General features: G+C 70.9%; 18 protein-coding genes and 3 pseudogenes. 8 read left to right on the top strand and 13 right to left on the bottom strand.

Annotated elements, in window-relative coordinates; all coding sequences use genetic code 11:
• A pseudogene (locus A5622_RS11525) lies at positions 1–303 on the bottom strand (hypothetical protein); the annotation flags it as partial.
• Positions 304–604: 301 nt separating this feature from the next.
• Between A5622_RS11525 and A5622_RS11520 the strand changes: the two are divergent.
• Positions 605–2,326 carry a hypothetical protein gene (locus tag A5622_RS11520; protein ID WP_066878594.1) on the top strand — a complete coding sequence of 574 codons (1,722 nt, stop codon included), beginning with the start codon at positions 605–607 and terminating at the stop codon, positions 2,324–2,326.
• 3 nt (positions 2,327–2,329) lie between these two features.
• Here A5622_RS11520 and A5622_RS11515 read toward each other — a convergent pair whose 3' ends face one another.
• Positions 2,330–3,358 carry an NAD-dependent epimerase/dehydratase family protein gene (locus tag A5622_RS11515; protein ID WP_066878592.1) on the bottom strand — a complete coding sequence of 343 codons (1,029 nt, stop codon included), beginning with the start codon at positions 3,356–3,358 and terminating at the stop codon, positions 2,330–2,332.
• The gene (locus A5622_RS11510; protein WP_232002943.1) at positions 3,355–4,140 is read right to left on the bottom strand and encodes an S-methyl-5'-thioadenosine phosphorylase; all 786 of its coding nucleotides are present in this window, start codon (positions 4,138–4,140) and stop codon (positions 3,355–3,357) included. Before A5622_RS11510 ends, A5622_RS11515 begins: the two co-directional genes overlap by 4 nt.
• 83 nt (positions 4,141–4,223) lie before the next feature.
• On the opposite strand from A5622_RS11510, the gene A5622_RS11505 reads away from it, so the two are divergent.
• Together A5622_RS11505 and A5622_RS11500 are read left to right on the top strand one after the other, a co-directional pair.
• Positions 4,224–5,096 (top strand): 1,4-dihydroxy-2-naphthoate polyprenyltransferase, encoded by an 873-nt coding sequence (locus A5622_RS11505; RefSeq protein ID WP_066878598.1) that lies wholly within the window; start codon positions 4,224–4,226, stop codon positions 5,094–5,096.
• A gap of 97 nt (positions 5,097–5,193) precedes the next feature.
• Positions 5,194–6,201 carry a beta-ketoacyl-ACP synthase III gene (locus tag A5622_RS11500; RefSeq protein WP_066878587.1) on the top strand — a complete coding sequence of 336 codons (1,008 nt, stop codon included), beginning with the start codon at positions 5,194–5,196 and terminating at the stop codon, positions 6,199–6,201.
• Here the strand turns inward: A5622_RS11500 and A5622_RS11495 are convergent.
• A complete protein-coding gene (locus A5622_RS11495) occupies positions 6,198–6,494 on the bottom strand; it encodes a DUF4229 domain-containing protein (RefSeq protein ID WP_156752928.1) in 297 nt (98 codons plus the stop codon). The two genes, A5622_RS11500 and A5622_RS11495, sit on opposite strands and share 4 nt — an antisense overlap.
• A 157-nt stretch (positions 6,495–6,651) precedes the next feature.
• On the opposite strand from A5622_RS11495, the gene A5622_RS29120 reads away from it, so the two are divergent.
• Positions 6,652–6,810, top strand: coding sequence for a hypothetical protein (locus A5622_RS29120; protein WP_112709269.1), 159 nt, complete (start codon positions 6,652–6,654; stop codon positions 6,808–6,810).
• A 6-nt stretch (positions 6,811–6,816) separates the two neighbouring features.
• On the opposite strand, the gene A5622_RS11490 is transcribed toward A5622_RS29120, so the two are convergent.
• From A5622_RS11490 to A5622_RS11455, 8 genes are all read right to left on the bottom strand, one after another.
• A complete protein-coding gene (locus A5622_RS11490) occupies positions 6,817–8,124 on the bottom strand; it encodes a MinD/ParA family protein (protein WP_066871709.1) in 1,308 nt (435 codons plus the stop codon).
• Positions 8,125–8,184: 60 nt separating this feature from the next.
• On the bottom strand, positions 8,185–9,180 hold the full coding sequence (ccsB, locus tag A5622_RS11485; RefSeq protein ID WP_066878584.1) for a c-type cytochrome biogenesis protein CcsB: 996 nt from the start codon (positions 9,178–9,180) through the stop codon (positions 8,185–8,187).
• Positions 9,177–10,850: a cytochrome c biogenesis protein ResB gene (locus A5622_RS11480; RefSeq protein WP_066878596.1), complete on the bottom strand. Its 1,674-nt coding sequence runs from the start codon at positions 10,848–10,850 to the stop codon at positions 9,177–9,179. Before A5622_RS11480 ends, ccsB begins: the two co-directional genes overlap by 4 nt.
• A 47-nt stretch (positions 10,851–10,897) precedes the next feature.
• The gene (locus A5622_RS11475) at positions 10,898–11,677 is read right to left on the bottom strand and encodes a cytochrome c biogenesis CcdA family protein (protein WP_066878582.1); all 780 of its coding nucleotides are present in this window, start codon (positions 11,675–11,677) and stop codon (positions 10,898–10,900) included.
• A complete protein-coding gene (locus tag A5622_RS11470) occupies positions 11,674–12,297 on the bottom strand; it encodes a TlpA disulfide reductase family protein (RefSeq protein ID WP_066871701.1) in 624 nt (207 codons plus the stop codon). The genes A5622_RS11475 and A5622_RS11470 overlap by 4 nt, the downstream gene beginning before the upstream one ends.
• Before the next feature lie 20 nt (positions 12,298–12,317).
• Positions 12,318–12,926, bottom strand: a complete 609-nt coding sequence (locus A5622_RS11465; RefSeq protein ID WP_066878580.1) for a histidine phosphatase family protein — start codon at positions 12,924–12,926, stop codon at positions 12,318–12,320.
• Positions 12,926–14,275, bottom strand: coding sequence for a glutamate-1-semialdehyde 2,1-aminomutase (gene hemL / locus A5622_RS11460; RefSeq protein WP_066878578.1), 1,350 nt, complete (start codon positions 14,273–14,275; stop codon positions 12,926–12,928). Before hemL ends, A5622_RS11465 begins: the two co-directional genes overlap by 1 nt.
• 91 nt (positions 14,276–14,366) lie before the next feature.
• Entirely contained in the window at positions 14,367–14,711 is a 345-nt protein-coding gene (locus A5622_RS11455; RefSeq protein WP_066871692.1) for a hypothetical protein, read from the bottom strand.
• Positions 14,712–14,817: 106 nt separating this feature from the next.
• Here A5622_RS11455 and A5622_RS11450 point away from each other — a divergent pair, with 106 nt between their 5' ends.
• The 3 genes from A5622_RS11450 to car all read left to right on the top strand — a co-directional run bounded on the left by A5622_RS11450 (position 14,818) and on the right by car (position 20,550).
• The gene (locus tag A5622_RS11450) at positions 14,818–15,990 is read left to right on the top strand and encodes an enolase C-terminal domain-like protein (RefSeq protein ID WP_066878576.1); all 1,173 of its coding nucleotides are present in this window, start codon (positions 14,818–14,820) and stop codon (positions 15,988–15,990) included.
• A gap of 14 nt (positions 15,991–16,004) precedes the next feature.
• Positions 16,005–16,922, top strand: coding sequence for a ketopantoate reductase family protein (locus tag A5622_RS11445; protein ID WP_066878574.1), 918 nt, complete (start codon positions 16,005–16,007; stop codon positions 16,920–16,922).
• 61 nt (positions 16,923–16,983) lie between these two features.
• Positions 16,984–20,550, top strand: a complete 3,567-nt coding sequence (gene car / locus A5622_RS11440) for a carboxylic acid reductase (protein WP_066878571.1) — start codon at positions 16,984–16,986, stop codon at positions 20,548–20,550.
• Between the two features lie 66 nt (positions 20,551–20,616).
• On the opposite strand, the pseudogene A5622_RS11435 reads toward car, so the two are convergent.
• A pseudogene (locus tag A5622_RS11435) lies at positions 20,617–21,042 on the bottom strand (GABA permease); the annotation flags it as partial.
• Here A5622_RS11435 and A5622_RS11430 point away from each other — a divergent pair.
• A pseudogene (locus tag A5622_RS11430) lies at positions 20,942–21,255 on the top strand (hypothetical protein); the annotation flags it as partial. The pseudogenes A5622_RS11435 and A5622_RS11430 sit on opposite strands and share 101 nt — an antisense overlap.

Here is a 21,255-nt window from a genome sequence, read left to right as displayed (position 1 = left end):
CAGGGCGGCCACCGCCTGCGACTCCGAGAGCACCGCCACGTTGTGGACGCCGGAATCCTCCAGCGCCCGCCGCAGCCGGTCGGCGGCCGGGTTGTCCGGCCAGCACACCCGGGTGCCGATCAGCCGGTGGTTCTCGTCGGCCAGCAGCCGGTTCGTGCCGACCACGGTCTCAGTCAGCGTCCCGATCGGGTTGTCAGCGAGGTCGACGACGGATTGATCGATCACCTCCCCCTGCGCGCCCGGCCCGACGAGCGCCAAGCGGGCGACGGGGCCGGTGACCGCGACCCCCAGAACGACGTCCATCCCGCTTCTCCTTCACCCCGGCTACCCCGCAACCAGCATGTCCCGGCATCACTACACTTGCGATACCGTTGATAATTCAGGCGACAAGCTTCGTCTACTAGCGCAGCGTAACCAGCTTTTCGAACGACAGGACGCCTCGCCGCGGAATCGTCTCCGCCCCGGCAGCCGGTCTGAGCCACTGCCACGGCATCCGAACGGAGAATATGTTCGCAAGCGAGCAGTGCACTCGGCTCGGCGGGGTGAGCCCCGGCCGAACACCCGAAACCGCGCCACGAATATCGGTCCTTGAATCCCTGGGGGCATGGTGAGCCAGAGCAGCGACGACACCCCTACCGGCCCGATCCGCGGTCAGGCCCAGCAAGCGCCGGCCACCCGGATCATCCGCCCACACGCCACGGGCGGCAGCGGGCCGGTGACCGCGGACCCGAAGCGCTACCGGCACGTCGCCGGCGACCTGGCCGCGGTGGCTTTGCTGGTCCTCGCGCTGTTCCTGCCGTGGAACCTTTACTTCGGCCTGGGCATCCCGGACAGCAGCGCGACGTGGGCGGCGGTGTTGATCGTGGTGACGGTGCTGGCCGTCGCCGCCGTCGCCCTGGCCGGTTCCTGGCGCTCGGCCGGCGCGCGGTTCAACCCGGCGCGGGCCGCCCGGCTTCGCCTGGCGCTCAACGTCCCCTACCTGCTGCTGGTGCTCGGCTTCGTGGTGTTCGACGCCTACGAGACCGTCCGTTTCGGCGGCACGGTCAACGTGCCGGGCGGCGTCGGTCCGGGGGCGTGGGCCGGCGTGGCCGGCGCGCTGTTGAGCGCCCAGGCGGTGCCGGCGGGCGCGCTCGCCGGACCGGTTCCGGCGGGCGACGAGTCCACCGGCTGGCACAGATCGGCGCGGGTGATCGGCGCGCTGTCCATGCTCGCGGCGGTGCTCAGCTTTGGTTTCAACCTGTACTGGCGGGTGCGGTACGCGCTGCAAAGCACCGGCGGCGCGCAGGAATTCGGCAAGCAGAACATCGCCGTGATCGTGACCGCGGTGGTGTACGGCGTGGTGGCGCTGGTCGCCGTCCTGGTCGCCTCCAGGTGGCTGCTGCGCAGCACCCGGGCGAGCCGGCTGACCACCATCGCGCTCGGCGCCTCGACGCTGGCCGCCGGGATCCTGGTGTGGTTCCTGCCCGCCGGTCGTGACCTCGACGCGTTCCACGGCATCGCGCAGAACACGTCGACCGCCGGAGTCGGGTTCGAGGGCTACCTGGCGTGGACGGCCGGGGCGGCGCTGTTCGTGCCGCGGGCGCTGTTCGGGCACCGCAACGCCTCGCCGACGGAGGAATCCGCGTGGCGGGAAACGACCCGAAATGGCTTGCTGCTCATCGCCATCTGGTGTGTGGGGTCGATGGCGATGCGGATCACCGACCTGGTCGTCGGCGTGATCCTGAACTACCCGTTCTCGCGGTACGACAGCATCGTGCTGGCCGCGTTCGATCTGGTGACCGCGGTGCTGACGATCTGGCTGCGCCGCAGGCTGGCCACCCTGTCGGCGCGCATGGTCACCTCGCTGTGCGGACTGGTCGCCGCGCTCAGCGTCGCCCGTGTCATCGTGGGCGTCGAGCTGGCGCCGCGGTTCGCGGACTCACCGAATTCGCCTGCGCTGCATCCGGTCTACGGCAACAACCTGGCCCAGCAGATCACCAGCACCTTCGACGTGACGCTGTGCGGCCTGGCGCTGGGCATCCTGGCGGCGGCCATCGTCACCGGCCAGCTGAGCGGCCGGCGGCTGGCCCGCCGCGCCGCCCGCAGGCGCGCCGCCGCGGCGAACGCGGCGGCGCCGACCACCCGGGTCCCCGTCGCGCAGGGCGCCGGCCCGTCGGCCGCGGCGACCACCCGCATCCCCAGCGGCGGACCCGGCGCGGACCACGAACCGCCGACCACCGAGATACCCCCGCTGGCGGGCGGGCCCCGCATCTTCCGCGGCGACGACACCGGAACGCGGCAGATCGCCGCGCAGAAGCCGCAGATCTACCGCCCGCCGCAGGGTTAGCGCTCACCGAAGCGGGGCGAAGGCGAATTCGCGCAGCCCGTCCCCCGGCGCGACGGCCGCGCGGAAACCCAGCACCTCGGCGGCCCGGGACGGGTCGGCAACGATGTGGCGCACGTCGCCGCTGCGATACTGCCCGGTGATTACCGGGGACAGCGAGCCGCCGCGCGCGTCGCACAGCGCGCCGGCCACCTGAAGAATCGAAATGGGTTGTCCCGAGCACACATTGACCGCGGTGAAACCGTCGCGTGGCTGGGTGGCCGCCACGTTGGCGGCGGCCACGTCGTCGACGTGGACGAAGTCGCGCATCTGCCCGCCGTCCTCGAAAACCCTTGGCGGATCACCCTTTTCCAGCGCCGAGCGGAAGATCGCCGCCACCCCGGAGTAGGGGGTGTCGCGCGGCATGCCGGGGCCGTAGACGTTGTGGTAGCGCAGCGCCACCACCGAGCCGCCCGTGGCCTCGGCCCAGGCCAGGGCGTAATGCTCCTGGGCGGTCTTGCTGGCGGCGTACAGGCTGCGCGGCCGCAGGCAGGCATCCTCGTCGACCAGGCGCCAGCGCAGTTCCTCGCCGCCGAGCGGGCAGCGGTGCTCGAATGCCCCGGCGTCCAGGTCGGCCCGTCGCCGCGGCAGCGGATCCACGGGCCCGTGCCGCTCGCAGTCATAGCTGCCCTGCCCGTACACCACCATCGACGAGGCCAGCACCAGGCGGCGGACCCCGGCGGCGAACATCTGCGCCAACAGCACCGAGGTGGCCAGGTCGTTGTGCCCGCCGTAGGCGGGGGCGTCGGCGGCGTCCACGCCCGCGCCCACCATCGCCGCCTGGTGACACACCACGTCCACTCCCGCCAGCAGGGGGGCCAGCGCGTCGGCGTCGCGCACGTCGACGCGCTGACATCCGGGCGGCAGCACCGCATTCGGGCCGTGCGCGGCGGGCAGCAACGCGTCCAGGGCGACGACATCGTGTCCCGCCGCCCGCAGGGCGGCGTCGACCCGCGCACCGATGAAGCCGGCCGCCCCGGTCAGCAGCACCCTCACGGCAGCTCGATGGGCAGGGTGACGCCGGCGTGCGGCAGGCAGTGCGTGCAGCTGCGGTCGGCGGCGATGCGGGCGATGGCCCGGCGCACCAGCGTCTTGAACAGTTCGACGTTCTTCTCGAACTGGGCGAACACCTCGACGGCCTTCACGCCCTCGCCGGCGCTCACGCCGGCATCCAGGTCGGTCACCAAAGCGATTGCCGCATAGCACATTTCGAGCTCACGGGCGAGCACCGCCTCCGGGTAGCCGGTCATGTTGACCAGCGAGAAACCGGCCGAGGCGAACCAGCGGCTTTCGGCGCGGGTGGAAAAGCGCGGACCCTGGATCACCACCATGGTGCCGCCATCAACGACGCGCGGCACGTCGGGCAGGCCGGTCACCGCGTCGCGCAGCGCCGGGCAGTACGGGTCGGCGAAGTCGACGTGGATGCCGCCGGAGTCGAAATAGGTGTCGGCGCGGCCCCGGGTGCGGTCGACGAGTTGGTCGGGCACCACGACGGCGCCGGGGCCGAGTTCGGGTTGGAGGCTGCCGACCGCGCACGGCGCGAGCACCCGCCGCACGCCGAGCTTGCGCAGCGCCCACATGTTGGCGCGATACGGCACGGTGTGCGCGGAGAACTCGTGCTTGGCGCCGTGGCGGGGCAGGAAGGCCACCTCGTGGTCACCCACGGCGCCGACGGTGACCGACGCGCTCGGCGAACCGTACGGAGTGTCGACGGTGACGTCGCGGGCGTCGGATCCGAAGAAGGTGTAGAAGCCGCTGCCACCGATGACTCCGAGCATCCGACCATTGTGGTGCATGACGCCTCGGGCGATCGCCGGTGCGGCCCGCCGACCGCGGGCCCGCGTCCTGGCAGGATGTTCGTGTGGCCAATTTCGGGCAGTGGATTTCGGGCGCGCGGCCGCGGACGCTGCCCAACGCGGTGGCACCGGTGGTCGCGGGCACCGGGGCGGCGGGATGGCTGGGATCGGCGGTGTGGTGGAAGGCGCTGCTGGCGCTGGCCGTCGCGCTCGCGCTGACCATCGGCGTCAACTACGCCAACGACTACTCGGACGGCATCCGCGGCACCGACGACGACCGGGCCGGCCCGGTGCGCCTGGTCGGCTCGCGGCTGGCGGCGCCGCGCGCGGTGCTGTCCGCCGCGGTCGCCAGCCTGACCGTCGGCGCGCTGGCCGGGCTCGCGCTCGCGCTGTACAGCGCGCCGTGGCTGGTCGCGGTCGGCGCGGCCTGCATCGCCGGGGCGTGGTTGTACACCGGCGGGTCGAAACCCTACGGCTACGCCGGTCTCGGCGAGGTCGCCGTGTTCCTATTCTTCGGGCTCGTCGCCGTGCTGGGCACCCAGTTCACCCAGGCGCTGCGGGTGGACTGGGTGGGCCTGGTGCTGGCGGTGTCGGTCGGGGCGTTGTCCTCGTCGGTGCTGGTGGCCAACAACCTGCGGGACATCCCGACCGATGCCCGCTCGGGCAAGGTCACCTTGGCGGTGCGGCTGGGCGATGCGCGCACCCGGATCCTGTACCAGGCGCTGCTGGGGACCGCGGGGGTGCTGACCCTGGTGCTCATGCTGGCGACACCGTGGTGCGCCGTCGGATTGGTGGCCACCCCGCTGGCGCTGCGCGCGGCGGCCCCGGTGCGCTCGGGCCGCGGCGGCCCCGAGCTGATCCCGGTGCTGCGCGACACCGGGCTGGCGATGGTGGTGTGGGCGGTCGCGGTGGCGACGGCGTTGACGGTGACTACCTAACGACTACGTAAGGGCGACCCACAGTGCACGCAAAGACCTCCGAGCGCGGCGCTTCTGGGGTACCTTTGCGTCTGCTCGGCGACAGCGGAGGACCGCAATGAACAGGATTGCCGCGACCAGCGGGCCCACGAACATCGGCTTGCTCAGTGTGGGGTCATACCGCCCCGAGCGGGTGGTCACCAACGACGAGCTGTGCGAGAACATCGACTCCTCCGACGAGTGGATCTTCACCCGAACCGGAATCAAGACCCGCCGCTTCGCCCGGCGCGACGAGTCCGTCACGTCCATGGCGACCGCCGCCGGACAGGAAGCCATCGCCAAGGCGTCCCTCGAGCCGGCCGACATCGATTGCGTCATCGTCGCCACCAGCACCCATTTCACCCAGACCCCCGCGTGCGCGCCGGCGGTCGCGACCGCGCTGGGTGCGGGCGGCGTGCCCGCGTTCGACGTCTCGGCGGGGTGCGCGGGCTTCGGCTACGCGCTCGGGGTGGCCGCCGACATGGTGCGCGGCGGGACGGCCGCCAAGGTGCTGGTGCTCGGCTCGGAGAAGCTGTCCCCGACGGTGGACATGACGGACCGCAGCAACTGCTTCATCTTCGCCGACGGCGCGGCCGGAGTGGTGGTGGGCGAGACGCCCGACCAGGGCATCGGGCCCACCATCTGGGGCAGCGACGGTGCGCAGGCCACCGCCATCCGCCAGGACATCGAATGGATCGACTTCCTGGACAACCGCACCGGCGAGCGCCCATACCTGCGGCTGGAAGGCAGCGCGGTGTTCCGGTGGGCGGCGTTCGAGATGGGCAAGGTCGGTCGCCAGGCCATGGACGCGGCGGGGGTGCGGCCCGACGAGATCGACGTCTTCCTGCCGCATCAGGCCAACAGCCGGATCAACGAGGTGCTGGCCAAGAGCCTGGAGCTGCGCCCGGATGCGGTGGTGGCCAACGACATCGAGCACACCGGAAACACCTCGGCGGCGTCCATTCCGCTGGCGATGGCCGAACTGCTGAGCACCGGGGCGGCCAAGGCCGGCGATCTGGCCCTGCTGCTCGGCTACGGCGCCGGCCTGAGCTACGCCGCGCAGGTGGTGCGGCTGCCGAACGGCTAGCCGCGCCCTGATTCTTGGTCGCCGGCCCGGTCGCCGACGCCGCCGGGCGGGGCGTCCCCGTGCAGCCGGGCCTGCAGCAGGTCGCGCTCGCGGCGGCGTCGTTCCCCGGCGATCGCGAGCGCGGCGGTGGCGCGCCGGCGCAGCGGGGCGAACACCCAGATGCCCAACGGCATCGCGATGATCAGGGCGAACAGCACGGCCACCACGATCGGGAACTGGCTGATGCCCGCCGCGCGGGCCACCCCATAGATGACGCCGGTGAGCGCGGCCGCCAGCAGCACCCGCGCCGCCATGTACGCCAACACGGGTCCGGCGACGCGGTTTCCGGCGGGCGGCGCCGCGCCCTCGTTCGCGGCGGGGTCCGGCGCGGTCCCGGTGCTGTCGTCGCTAGCTTCTTGTGACACAAGCCGAGCCTACGGCGCGGGTATATTCGCCCGAAGGAGGTGTTGAGTGCTCTACCTGCTGCTCGTCGTGATTTTGGGGACGCTGATCTACGTCGGCTGGCGTGCGGCGCGATCGCAGGCCCACCGGCCGAAGACGCGCGTCATCGGGCCCGACGACGATCCGGATTTCCTGCGGCGGTTGGGTCACGGCGACAATCCGCGCTGAACCCGGTTAACCCAGCACTCCCGGGTTGTGCTGGTCGCCGGGGAACCCGTCGGCGACGATGGCCGCCAACTCGGTGAGCGCCTCGCGCGTCCCGCGCCGGAGCCGGTCCAGTTCGATCTCGGCCCCCTCTTCGAGGTGCGGGTCGAACGGCACCAGCTGAACCGCACGGCAGCGCCGGGAGAAGTGGTCGATCACCTTGTTCATGTCGACCTTGCCCGGGCGCGGCTTCACCCCGTTGATGACGGCGATGGAATTGCGGACCAGGTTCTCGTGGCCGTGGGCGTCCAGCCAGTCCAGCGTCGCCGAGGCGCTGCGGGCGCCGTCGATGGACGCCGAGCTGACCACGATGAGCGCGTCCGCCTTCTGCAGCACCGAGCTCATCACCGAGTGCAGCAGCCCGGGTCCGCAGTCGGTCAGCACCAGGCCGTAGAACCGTTCCAGGATGTCCAGGATCCGCTCGTAGTCCTGCGCGCTGAACGCCTCCGAGACGGCGGGGTCGGTCTCGGACGCCAGCACCTCCAGGCCGCTCGGCCCCTTGGAGGTGTAGCGGCGCACGTCGCTGTAGCGCTCGATGGTTCCGGCGTCGTGCAGCAGCTGGCGCACTGTCGCGGCCGTCTCCAGCGGGATCTTCTGGCTCAGCGTCCCGCGGTCGGGGTTGGCGTCCACCGCCACCACCCGGTCGCCCCGGATGGAGGCGAAGGTGGCGCCCAGCGTCGCGGCGATCGTGGTCTTGCCGACGCCGCCCTTCAGCGACAGGAACGCCACCCGGTAGGAGCCCCGCAGGGGCCGGTTCACCTGGGCGACCAGGTTGTTGTACCGGGTGGCCCGGGGGCTCTCACCCAGGTTGATCAGCCCGCCGGACAGCTTGAACAGCAGCAGCCGCCACCCGTCGGACGGCGGCGGGGCGACCGGGCGCAGCAGCATGCCGGTGGACAGTTCCGGGTACGGCGTGTGCGGCAGGTGCTCCGGGCGCTGCGGCGCCCCCTGAATCTGGGTGGGCGGCGCGTCCGGGCCGGTGTAGTAGGCGCCGTACGCCGTGGGGTCGACGCGCGGGATGCCGGTCACCGGCGTGGAGTCCCAGGGCGGCATCCCGCCCGGCCGGGGCGCCGTGGGCGGCGCGGCGGGCTGACGTTCGGGGCCGGGGACGCGGCGTTCGGTGCGGAATCCGGCGAAGGCGCGGGTGGGGGCGTCACCGCCGGACTCGGCCTGCGGTTGGGCGGTCTCCTGCTGGCCTGCCGTCGACGGTGCCTGTGGGGGTAGCTGCGTGGTCGGTTGTTCGGGCGACCCCACGCCCGTCGTTGGATGCTCGGTCACTGCACTCCCCCTTGTTGTGCGTTTTTCCCGTTTTTTCCTATTCGGGCCGGTTCTACACCGTCACCCGACACCCGCATAAGAATGCAGGCCGACAGTGACCAGGTTAACGAAGAACAGATTGAAGACCATGGCCACGAACCCCGCCACGTTGATCCAGGCGGCTTTCCTGTCCCGCCATCCCGCGGTCGACCTGGCGTGCAGGTAGGCGGCGTAAATGACCCAGGCGACGAAGGACACCGTCTCCTTGGGATCCCAGCCCCAATATCGGCCCCAGGCTTCTTCGGCCCAGATGGCCCCGAAGATGACGCCGAAGCCGAACACCGGAAAAGCGAAAATCGTCGTCCGATAGGCGATGCGGTCCAGCGTCTGGGCGTCCGGGAACCGCTGCACCAGCCGGCTCAGCGCGCTGTGCGTCCCGCGTTCAGGGTCCGCCACCGGCGACGTGCGCAGCAGGAACAGGATGCTGGCGATGCCGGCCACCAAAAACACCCCCGACCCCAGGCTGACCACCGACACGTGGATGGGCAGCCAGTAGGACTGCAGCGCGGGCATCACCGGCGCGGCGTTGGTGTAGAGCCAGCGACCCGACACCGTCAGCAGGATCAGCACCGGCAGCAGCAGGAAGACCCACAGCGGGCGGTATTGCGGGCGGCGCAGCACGACCGCCCCGGCGATCAACCCGCACAGGCAGGTCAGGTTGATGAACTCGTACATGTTGCCCCACGGCACCCGCAGCGTGGCCAGGCCACGCAGCACCAGGCAGGCCAGCAGCAGCCCGATGCCCAGGTACACCACGGCCAGCCCGGCCCGACCGACGCGCTCGTCGATCGGGCGCTGGATCGCCTCTTCGACCACCCCGGGGGCGGCGGAGTCGGCGCTGACGGCGCCGGCCAGCACCCGGGCGCGCTGATCGGCGCGGCGCCCGCCGGCTCGGGCCCCGACATAGGCCAGCTCGAAGGCCAGCAACAGCAGGGCGATCACCAAAGCCACCACCGCGGACGTGAACGCCCAGTCGGAGTAGCGCGCCAGCTCGATGTTGACGTGCACCGTATTCATTTGACGTCCACCTCAGAACTCCTTTTGGACGCTGCGGGTGTCGCGTCGCCGCCGGACGCGGTGGGCGTCGCGGCGCTTGCGGCGTCGGGGGCTTCCGGCCCGGTGCGGGGGTACCACCCGCTTGCGGGGAACAGCCGATCGGACAGTCGCTCGAACTCGTCGCCCCAACCGGAGTTGTCGGTGCGCGCCAGGCCACCCAGTTCGACGTTCACCGTACCGGGCGACCCGCCGGCGTCGGGCGTCAGACGGACCCACACCCGGCGGCGGCGCACCAGCAGCGACACCACCAGCCCGCCCATCATCGTGATGGCGAAGACGAGCACCCAGGTCTGGCCCGGGTCGTGCGAGACCTGCAGATTGACGAACGGCACGGCGCCGTCGAAGCGGATCACCGTGCCCGCCGCCGGCCCCTGATCGATCCGCACCGACTGTCCCGCACGCAGATTGACCCGCTTCTCCTTGGTCAACCGGTGCTGCTCGATCAGGCGGGGGTCCAGGGTGAACAGCGACTGGGGCCGCCCGGTGTCCAGCCCGGTATCGCCGCGGTAGATGTCGACGGCCACCGCCGGGGCGTCCAGGGCCGGGAAGCGCGACGACAGCAGCGAGCCGTCCAGCTGCTCGGTCGGCGCCAGCAGACCCTGGATGGCGATCTCGTGGTTGCGGCGTTCGGCGGCGTTGGGATAGCTGCCGGCGGGCGGGTCGATGCGCACCACGCCCGACGAGAGCAGGGTCTGCGGGTTGTCAGGCCGCCACTGCACGGTCGCCGAGCGGATCTGCCCATCCGGGAAGGTGACGCTGAAGGTGGGCGCGTAGCCGTGCCCCTGCAGGTACACCCGGTCTCCGCCGAGCCGCAGCGGGTGGTTGACCTCCAGCTGGTAAGGGCGCCAGCGGTTGGTGCTCAGGTCGTCGCCGGACTGGTAGTCGATGTGCGCGGCGAACGAGGTGGCCTGCCCCGAGGGCAGGTAGTGCGCCGTGAAGTCGTCGACCCGGATGCACAGCGGGTGCAGCGAGGTGCCATCGACGGTGTTGCCGGCCCGGAACGAGTCGAACGCGGCCGGCGAGGCCGAGCAGAAGCCGGGTCCGCCGTCGGCGATGACGATGACGTTGCCCTCGTAGCCGAACAGCTTGCCGACGGCCACCGCGACCAGCAGCCCCAGCAACGAGAAGTGGAAGACGATGTTGCCGAACTCGCGCAGGTAGCCCCTTTCGGCGGACACTTCCACTGTCTCTGAGACGGCGTCCGGGGCGGCCGCGTCGCCGGCCTCGCGGTGCCGGATGGCGGTGCGCCAGCCGCGCAGCCGCCCGGCCAGGGTGTTGGCCAGGGCGTTCAGCTCCTCGGCGCCGGCCTGGATCTGCCGGTGCGAGTACTTGGGCAGCCGGGACAGGTTGCGCGGGGCGGCCACCGGGGTGGACCGCAGGCTGCGGACGTGCTCGATCATCCGCGGGGTGAGGCAGCCGACCAAGGACACGAACAGCAGCACGTAGATGGCGGTGAACCAGAAGCTGGAGAAGACGTTGAAGGCCTGCAACCGATCCAGCCACGGGCCGATCACCGGGTGCGCCTTGAGGTAGTCGTCGACCTTGCCGGCGTTGAGGTTGCGCTGCGGCAGCAGTGCCCCCGGGATCGCGCCGAGGGCGAGCAGGAACAACAGCACCAGCGCGGTGCCCATCGAAGTCAGCGCGCGCCAGGTGTTGCGGCCCCAGGCCAGGAGGCGTCTCAAATCGGCAACCTGACGTCGGAGACCAACGCGTCGCGCAGCCAGGAGACGAAGTCGTTCCACACCCCGGTCACCAGCAGCGCGCCGACGGCGATCAGCAGGACACCGCCCAAGATCTGGATGGCCCGGGTGTGCCGGCGCAGCCAGCTCAGCCCGCCGACCGCGCCCGCCGAGCCGAATGCCAGCAGCACGAACGGGGTGCCCAGCCCCAGGCAGTAGGCGATCACCAACACGATTCCGCGCGCCACGCTGGCGCCGTCGGTGGCCGAGGCCACGGTGATCACGCCGGCCAGCGTCGGGCCGAGGCAGGGCGTCCAGCCCAACGCGAACACCGCGCCCAGCAGCGGCGCGCCGGCAACCGTCGTCAGCTGCCGCGGGCTGAACCGGGCCTGGCGTTGCAAGGCCGGGATGAGGCCCACGAACACCAGGCCCATGACGATGGTCAGCACTCCCCCGGCCCGCTGCAGCACCAGTTGGTTGGTGATCAGCGTGGTCGTCATGCCGAGGACGGCGACGGTGCCGAGCACGAACACCGTGGTGAACCCGGCGACGAACAACGCCGCCGACCCCGCGACCCGCCACCGGGCGCCCGGCGGCGCTTTGACGGCTCCTGCGGGCGGCTGTTCATCGACGCCGACGACCGCGGCCAGGTAGGACAGATAGCCCGGCACCAGCGGCACCACGCACGGCGAGGCGAAGGACACCAGCCCGGCCAGCAGGCACACACCGAGGGCCACCAGAAGCGGTCCGGCGGCGGCGATCTGGGTGAGTCCGGTCATCGCTGCGCCGGCCCCGCCTTGGCCGGGGTGGGCGCATCCTCGCCGGCCAGCCGCTGCACCACCGGCCGCAGGTCGGTCGCCAGCAGTTCGCGCAGGAAGACCGCCGCGACGCGGTGCTGGCGGTCCAGCACCAGCGTGGACGGGATCACGGTGGTGGGGTATCTGCCGCCGAACGCGATCAGGGTGCGCATCGCCGGGTCATAGATGGACGGGAACGTCACCTGCCGGTCGTTGACGAAGTCCAGCGCGGCCTGCCGGTTGTTGTCCCGGACGTCGATGCCGAGAAAAGACACCCCGGCGCCGCGGGTGGCGTCATACACCTGCTGCAGCTGGGTGACCTCGGCGCGGCACGGCCCGCACCACTGCCCCCAGATGTTGATCACCACGACCCGGCCCGCGAAGATCGGGTCGTCCAGCGACAGCGTGTGCGCGGGATCGGCCAGATCGGGCCCGGACAGCGGTCCGGGGCGCCCGCGGCGCGACGGCGGGTCGTAGTAGATGTCGGTCTTGCCGCCGGGCGAGACGAATTCGAAGGTGCCGCCCTGCGCGACGGCGTCGTGCCCCGAGGAGCAGCCGCCGAGCAGGCCGGGGACCAGCGCCACCAGCACGGCCCCGGCCATCGCCCGTCGTATCCAGCTGATCAAGACGCCGCCGGTTCGCTGTACTCGAGGTCGACCAGCCGGTCGCCGTCGTAGACCAGGGTGGTCACCGACGCGAGGCCGCACTGCCGCCGCCGCGGGTCGTGCCACAGCCGCTGGCCGGTCACGTGCAGCCGCAGCGTCCACACCGGGAGTTGGTGGCTGACGCACACCACCTCGTGGCCGGCCCCGCGGGCGCGGGCCTTGTCCACCGCCGTCTGCATCCGGGCCGCGATCTCGGCGTACGGCTCACCCCAGGACGGGCGGAACGGGTTGCGCAGCTGCCACCAGACGCGCGGGTCGCGCCAGGCGCCGTCGCCGGGGCTGACGCGGCGGCCTTCGAAGAAGTTCGCCGATTCGATCAAATCCGGGTCGGTGTCCACGGCCAGCCCGTGCTTGGCGGCGATGGGCGCGGCGGTCTCCTGGGCCCGTTGCAGCGGCGAGGCGATCACCGCGACGATGTCGCGGTGCGCCAGCGCATCGGCCACCGCGGCCGCCTGCGCGCGGCCGTTGTCGGAGAGGTGGAATCCGGGTAGGCGGCCATAGAGGATGCCGCTCGGGTTGTACACCTCACCGTGCCGCACGACGTGCACCCGGGTCTGCTCGGCCATCAGGACTTGCCCTCCTCGGCTTGCGCGGCGGCCCTGGCCGCGGCGGGCAGGGCGTGTGCGATGCGGTCGAACGCGGCGTCGTCCAGCGCGGTCGAGACGAACCAGGCCTCGAAGGCGCTGCACGGCGGGTATACGCCCGCGTCGAGCAGCGCGTGGAAGAACGGCGGATAGCGCCACGTCTGGGTGGCCCGTGCGGACGCGAAGTCCGTCACCGGCGTCTCGGAGAAGAACACGCTGAGCATGTTGCCGGCACGCGGAATCTGGTGTGCCACACCAGCATTCGTGAGCGCATCGGAGAACAGCCCGGCCAGGCGGTCGGCGTTGGCATCCAGCGTCGCGTAGGAGGCGGCGTCGGCGTTGCGCAGGGTGGCCAGCCCGGCGGCCATCGCCACCGGGTTACCCGAGAGCGTGCCGGCCTGATAGACCGGGCCCAGCGGGGCGAGGCGCTCCATCACCTCGGCGCGCCCGCCGAACGCGGCGGCCGGCAGCCCGCCGCTCATCACCTTGCCGAAGGTGAACAGGTCGGCGTCGACGGGATCGATTCCATACCAACCACTTCGGCTGACCCGGAAGCCGGTCATCACCTCGTCGACGATCAGCAGCGCGCCGTGCTCGGCGGTGATCGCGCGCAGCGCCGCGTTGTAGCCGGGCGCGGGCGGGACCACGCCCATGTTGCCGGGGCTGGCCTCGGTGATCACCGCCGCGATCTGGTCGCCGAAGCGGGCGAAGGTCTGCCGCACGGCGTCGATGTCGTTGTAGGGCAACACGATCGTGTCGGCCGCCGTCGCACCGGTGACTCCGGGCGAGGACGGCAGGCCCAGCGTCGCCACCCCGGAGCCCGCGTCGGCCAGCAACGCGTCGACGTGGCCGTGGTAGCAGCCGGAGAACTTGACCACCTTGGCCCGGCCGGTGAAGCCGCGGGCCAACCGCACCGCGCTCATGGTGGCCTCGGTGCCGGAGTTGACCAGCCGGATCCGTTCGACCGGTGCCACCCGCGCGATCATCTCGGCGGCCAGCTCACTCTCGGCCGGGGTGGGCGCCCCGAACGACAGGCCCGACGCGGCCGCCTTGGCGACGGCGTCGACGACGGCCGGGTGGGCGTGTCCCAGGATCATCGGCCCCCACGAGCAGACCAGGTCCACGTAACGGTTGCCGTCGGCGTCGGTCAGCAGGCAGCCGCGCGCCTCGGTGATGAACGGCGGCGTCCCGCCCACGGCGGTGAACGCGCGGACCGGCGAGTTCACCCCGCCGGGAATGACGGCGCAGGCATCCTCGAACAACCGTTCCGACGCCGCCGTAGCCCGGCGGGCCCCGGTGGCGTGCGCGGTCGCCTGGTCACTGCTTCCCATGACGACCAGTGTCCCAGCCCGCGCGCGACAATCCACTACAGGGTGTAGCAGAACGTGCTATGGGAGGACGGCGCGGTCCCCGGTGGCCGGGTTAATCGGCGTCCTGCTCGCCGGCTTCCTGCGCCGCGATGAAGTTGCGGCGCGCGGCCTCGTGTTCTTTTTCCGCCGCACGCCGGTGCGCCTCGACATCGCCGAGCCGCTCGGCGACCGCGCGCTCTTCGACTTCGGCGGCGCGCTCGTGCGCGACACCGGCCTGGTAGTGACGCTGCACACCGCGCCGGTGTGCCGTCTGGTCGCGCTCGTGGGAGCGCTGCGCGTGCTCGGCGGCTCGCCGCACGTCGTCCTCGGTGATGGCCTTGCCCGCGGACAACTCCTCCCCCCTGCGCAGCAGCTCCTCGGCGCGCCGGGCGGCCTCGTTACCCGCTGCCTCTCCCATCAGACGACAGTAGACCCACTCCGCGTCGACGGGTGGGTTGTCCTGGCCCGGCGCCCCGAGTTGGATAGCGGTATGCGACTGCCGCGGGCTGCTTGACCACCAGGTGATGCGGATCACGGCGATCGTCGAACGGTCCGTCGGCCTGGACGGCGGTCGGCGCGGCGGCCCCGCCAACGCGGTGGTCGACTTCTCCCGCCACACGGTCTCCCTGGTCGCGGTGATCACCAATGCGGTCCGGCGCGGGCGGCCGGTGGTGGGCGTGGCCTTCGACTCGATCGGGCGGTTCGCCCAGGGCGGGATCCTGCGCGACCGGATGATCCCGCGGGTGCTGGCGGCCTCCCCCGACGAGCTGCTGGACGGGTCCGGATGGCTGGATCCCGCCGCGGTCCTGGCGTGTGCGCTCGCCGACGAGAAGCCGGGCGGTCACGGGGACCGGGCCGCGGCCGCGGCCGCGCTGGAACTGGCCTGCTGGGACCTGAACGCCAAGCTGCGCGACGAGCCGGCCTGCGTGACCATCGCCCGCCGCGCCGGACGAACGCCCGCGCCGTCGGTGCCGGTGTACGCCGCCGGCGGCTACTACTACGCCCACGGCGGTGTCGAACAGCTGCGCCGCGAAATGCGCGGCTATCTCGACGCGGGCTATGAGGCGGTCAAGATGAAGATCGGCGGCGCCCCGCTGGCGGAGGACCTGGCGCGCATCGAGGCCGTCATCGGCATCGTCGGCGACGCCGGACGGGTCGCGGTGGACGCGAACGGCCGGTTCGACCGCGACGAGGCAACCCGGTGGGCGGCCGCGCTCGGCCCCTACGGCCTGCGCTGGTACGAAGAGCCGGGCGATCCCCTGGATTACGCGCTGAACCGGGCGGTGACCGAATGCTACGACGGCGCGGTGGCCACCGGCGAGAACCTCTTCTCGGTGCCGGACGTGACCAACCTGGTGCGCTACGGCGGGATGCGGCCCGATCACGATGTCTTCCAAATGGATCCGGGACTGAGCTACGGACTGACCGAATACCTCCGGATGCTCGACATCGCGGCGGCCCACGGCTTCGATCGCGCCTTCGCGTTCCCGCACGGCGGTCACCTGATCAACCTGCACATCGCCGCCGGGCTGGGCCTGGGCGGCTGCGAGGCCTACCCCGGCGTGTTCGCGCCGTTCGGCGGCTACCCCGATGCCTGCGCGCTGACGGCGGGCCGGATCTCGCCGAGCGACGCCGCGGGGTTCGGCCTCGAGCAGAAGACCGGCGTGGCCGAATTGATCGCCGAGCTGACCACCTGAGACGGAGAGTGCGGATGAAGATCGCGGTAATCGGCTGCGGCGCCATGGGTTCCATCTATGCGGCCAGACTGGCCGCGGCGGGCAACGACGTGTTGGCCATCGACCGCCACCAGCCCAGCGTCGATCGGATCGCCCGGCACGGCCTGCGGGTCACCGGCCCCGGCTACGACCGGGTGGTGCCGCTGCGGGCCAGCACCACCGCGCCGGACGAGGCGATGGATCTGATCGTGCTCGCCGTGAAGGCCGCCGACGTGAGAACCGGTGCGCAGCAAGCACTTCCGATGCTGCGTGCGGGCACACCGGTGCTGACCATCCAGAACGGGCTGGGCTCGGCGGAGATTGTGGCCGGCATCGTCGGCGACCAGCGGGTCGCCGTCGGCATCGCCAGCGGATTCGGCGCGGCGACCGTGGCCCCCGGCCACGTCCGCCACAACGCCATGAAGGCGATGCGGTTCGGGGCGTACTCGTCGCTGCCGCACGCGACCGTCGAAACTATCGCGCGGGCCTGGACCGAGGCCGGATTCGACGCGGCCGCGGTCACCGACATCGCCGCCATGCAGTGGGAGAAGCTGATCTGCAACGCCGCCTACAGCGCCCCGTGCGCGCTCACCGGCATGACCGTCGGGCAGGTGATGGACGACCCCGACATGGCGCCGGTCAGCCAGGCGGCCGCCACCGAGGCATGGACCGTCGCGCGGGCGTCGGGCATCGCCGTCGCCGTCACCGACGCGGTCGAACACGTTCGCGCCTTCGGCGCGCACATGCCCGACGCCAAACCGTCGGCGCTGCTGGACCACGAGGCGCGCCGGGTCAGCGAGATCGACGTCATCAACGGCGCGGTGCCACGCCAGGGCGCTCGGGTGGGCGTTGCCGCGCCGGTGAACGCGACGCTGACCGCGCTGATCAAGTCGATCGAACGGCAATGGCACTGACTGGGCACAGCCAGGACGGGTATACGGCTGCGGCAGACGCCGGGATGAGAGGAAGCCGCCGATGACCGAGACCGTCACCGACCCGGGCCGCGACCAGCGACTGACCGAGCGCGTCGAGCAGCTGTACGCCAACGACCCGCAGTTTCGGGCCGCCGCGTCATCACCGGAGGTGACCGACGCCGCGCATCACCCGGGATTGCGGCTGGCCGAGGTGGTCGAGACCTATCTGCGCGGCTATGCCGACCGGCCGGCGCTGGGGCAGCGCTGCTGCGAGGTGGTCCGCGATCCGGGGACCGGCCGCGCGGCGACCACCCTGCTGTCCGGATTCGACACCATCACCTACCGCGAGCTCGGGGAACGGGTCGCGGCGCTGGCCGCGGCGTGGCAGGCCGGCCTGGCCGGCGGTTTCGCGCCGGGCGATTTCGTCGCGGTCCTGGGTTTCACCAGCATCGACTACGTCGTGCATTACCTGGCGTGCATTCGGTTGGGCGCGGTGTTCGTGCCGCTGCAGACCAGTTCCACGGCGGCCCAGCTCGGCCCGATCGTCGCCGAGACGCAACCCCGCATCCTCGCGGTGAGCGTCGAATCCCTGGGCACCGCGGTCGACGTCGTCGTCGACGCGCCCTTCCTCGAGCGTCTGGTGGTGTTCGACTACACCAGCGAGGACGACGAACAGCGCGGCCACTACGACCACGCCCGCGCGCGGTTGCGCGACGCCGGGCACCGCGCCGAGGTGGTGTCGCTGTCCACTGAACTCGACGCGGGCCGCCGGCTCCCACCACCTCCGGCGTTCGTCCCCGCCGATGGCGAAAACCCTTTGGCCACACTCATTTACACCTCGGGGAGCACCGGCGCGCCGAAGGGCGCCATGTACACCGCCGACATGATGACCCGGACCTGGCAGCGACCGCACAGTCCATCGGTGGACATCGGCAGGCTGATCCCGGCGATCCACCTGCAGTACATGCCGCTGTCGCACGTGTACGGGTTGGAGTGGCTGATCGCCACGCTGTCCTCCGGGGGCATCGGCTACTTCGCCGCCAAGAGCGACATGTCCACCCTGTTCGACGACATCGGCCTGGTCCGGCCCACGGCGTTGAACCTGGTTCCGCGGGTGTGCGACATGTTCTTTCGGCGTTACCGCAAAGAGCTCGACCAGCGCGCCGGCGGTGAGCTTTCCGGCGAGCAGCTCGACGAGGCGGTGAAAGCCGAACTGCGCCAAGACTTCATCGGCGGGCGGGTCATTTCGGCGATGTGCGGCAGCGCCCCGCTGTCCAAGCAGATGCATGCGTTCATGGAATCGTTGCTCGACATCCCGGTGGCCGACGGCTACGGGGCCACCGAGACCGGCGGCGGCATCATGCGCAGCGGCCGGATCCGGCGCCCACCGGTGACCGACTACAAGCTGGTCGACGTCCCCGAGCTGGGCTACCTGACCACCGACAAGCCGTATCCGCGCGGCGAGCTACGCCTGAAGGCCGCCAACGTGATTCCCGGCTACTTCAAACACCCGGAGCTGTCGGCGAAGATCTTCGACGACGAGGGGTTCTACAAGACCGGCGACATCATGGCCGAGCTGGGGCCCGACCACCTGGTGTATCTGGATCGCAGCAACAACGTGATCAAGCTCTCGCAGGGCGAGTTCGTCGCAGTCTCCCAGCTGGAGGCCACCTTCTCGACGAGCCCGTACATCCGGCAGATTTTCCTCTACGGCAGCAGCGAGCAGCCGTTCCTGCTCGCGGTGATCGTGCCGAACACCGACGCGATCGGCGACGGGGACGCCCATGCCCTGATCGCCGACTCGCTGCAACGGATCGCCGCGGACGCCCACCTGCACCCGTATGAGATCCCGCGCGACTTTCTGTTGGAGCCACAACGTTTCACCCGGGACAACGGGCTGCTGTCCGGGGTGGGCAAGCTGCTGCGCCCGGCCCTCAAGGCGCGCTACGGCGAACGCCTCGACGCGATGTACGACGACATCGAGGCCAGCCACGGCAACCAACTCGGCGAACTGCGCGCCGCCAGCCGCGAGCTGCCCACCATCGATACGGTCCGGCGGGCGGCCGCGGCCACCCTGTGCCTGCCGGCCGACACCGCGCTACGCGCCGACGCGAAGTTCATTGAGCTCGGCGGTGATTCGCTGTCCGCCTTTTCCTTCGCCACGCTCTTGTCCGAGATCTTCAGCATCGATGTGCCGGTGCAGACCATCGTCAGCCCCACCGCGAACCTGACCACCGTCGCGAATTTCGTTGACGGCGAACGCACGTCGGCGTCGACGCGGCCGACGTTCGCGTCGGTGCACGGGCGCGGCGCCACCCAGGCGCGCGCCGAGGACCTGACGCTGGACGCTTTCATCGACGCCGACACGCTGGCCGCCGCTCCCGGGCTCCCGGCTGCGACGGGCGAGATCAACACCGTGCTTCTCACCGGAGCCAACGGCTACCTGGGGCGCTTTTTGTGCCTGGATTGGCTCGAGCGCCTGGCCCCGAGCGGCGGCACGGTGATCTGCCTGGCCCGCGGCGCCGACCCGACCGCCGGACGTCAGCGCATCGAGGCCGCGATCGACAGCGGTGACGCCGAATTGTCCGACCGCTTCCGGCAATTGGCCGACCGGCACCTGCGGGTGCTCGTCGGCGACGTGGGGGCGCCCAACCTCGGCCTGGACACACCCACCTACGAGCGACTGGCCGAGACGGTCGACCTCGTCGTGCATTCGGCCGCCCTGGTCAACCACGTGCTGCCCTACAGCCAGCTGTTCGGCCCCAACGTGGTGGGCACCGCCGAGATCATCAAGCTCGCGATCACCAAGCGGCTCAAGCCGATCAACTACATCTCCACAGTAGCGGTGACCACACTGCCCGACGGCAGCTTCATCGGGGAGGACGTCGACGTGCGCTCGGCGAGCCCCTCCCGGTCCCTCGACGAGTCGTATGCCAGCGGTTACGCCACCAGTAAATGGGCGGGCGAGGTGCTGCTGCGGGAGGCCCACGACCTATGCGGCGTTGCTGTGGCGGTGTTCCGGTCCGACATGATCCTGGCGCACAGCGACTTCGCGGGTCAGCTCAACGTGCCCGACATGTTCACCCGGCTGATCCTGAGCGTGGTGGCCACCGGGCTCGCGCCGCGTTCGTTCTATCCGCTCGACGCGGCCGGCAACCCGCAGCGCGCCCACTACGACGGGCTACCCGCCGATTTCACCGCGGCGGCCATCACCACCCTCGGCGCAAGCGCGCGGCAGGGCTACCACACCTACAACGTGCTCAACACCCACGACGACGGCATCTCCCTGGACACCTTCGTCGACTGGCTGATCGCCGACGGACACCAGATCGAGCGCATCGACGATTATCAGCAGTGGCTGGGCCGCTTCACCGAGGCGATGCAGGCGCTGCCCGACAACCAGCGCAAGAACTCGCTGCTGCCGCTGATGAGCGCCTACGCGAAGCCCGGTAAGCCGACGCAGGGCACCGGTATGCCGGCCGAAAAGTTCCGTGCGGCAGTGCAATCCGCGGGCATCGGCAACGACAACGACGTGCCGCACGTGACCGAGGCGTTGATCGACAAATACGTCACCGATCTGCAGCGGCTCGGTCTGCTGAGGAGCCACACCGGCGCGCACGCGGGGTGACCCGAGCTCAGCCGTTGTGTGACTCCGGAATTCGATAGCGCATGTGCTAGCGCTTTCGAGAAAGACCTACTCCCCCGAAGACACCCGGATGCGGCCGCGGGAGCGGGCGAGGAAATACAGCCCGATCACCACCGCCCAGGACAGCAGGCTCAGCCAGAGCTGGCTGCGCGCCGTGCGGTCGAACGCCATTTGCACCAGCACGACGGTGATTGCGGCCAGCGTGAGAATCGACAACACCGGGTAGCACCACATTTTCACCGTCAGCTTCTCGGCGGGTGTGCGGCGGCGCAGGATGATCTGCGAGCACGCGATCAGCCAGTAGACGAACAAGATGATGGCGCCCGACGAGTTGAGCAGGAACAAAAACACCGTGTTGGGCGCGACCCGCGCCATGATCACGCATCCGAATCCGACCGCCGACGAGCACAGGATCGCGATGTGGGGGACGCCGCGTCCGCTCAGCCTGACCAACCGCGTCGGCGCCTCGCCGTACGTGGCCGCGCTCAAACACATGGGGCTGGGCGGCGCCGATCAGGTGATGAACGCGGTGGTGCTGACCGCGGTGCTGTCCTGCCTGAACTCCGGTCTCTACACCGCGTCGCGCATGTTGTTCGTGCTCGCCGAGCGGGGCGAGGCGCCGACGCGGTTGGTCAGGCTGAGCGGACGCGGCGTCCCCCACATCGCGATCCTGTGCTCGTCGGCGGT

The sequence above is a fragment of the Mycobacterium sp. 1245801.1 genome (assembly GCF_001673055.1).
Lineage (GTDB): Bacteria > Actinomycetota > Actinomycetes > Mycobacteriales > Mycobacteriaceae > Mycobacterium > Mycobacterium europaeum_A.
Note: the sequence above shows the minus strand (reverse complement) of the source record. Positions and strands in the feature narration are given on the sequence as shown.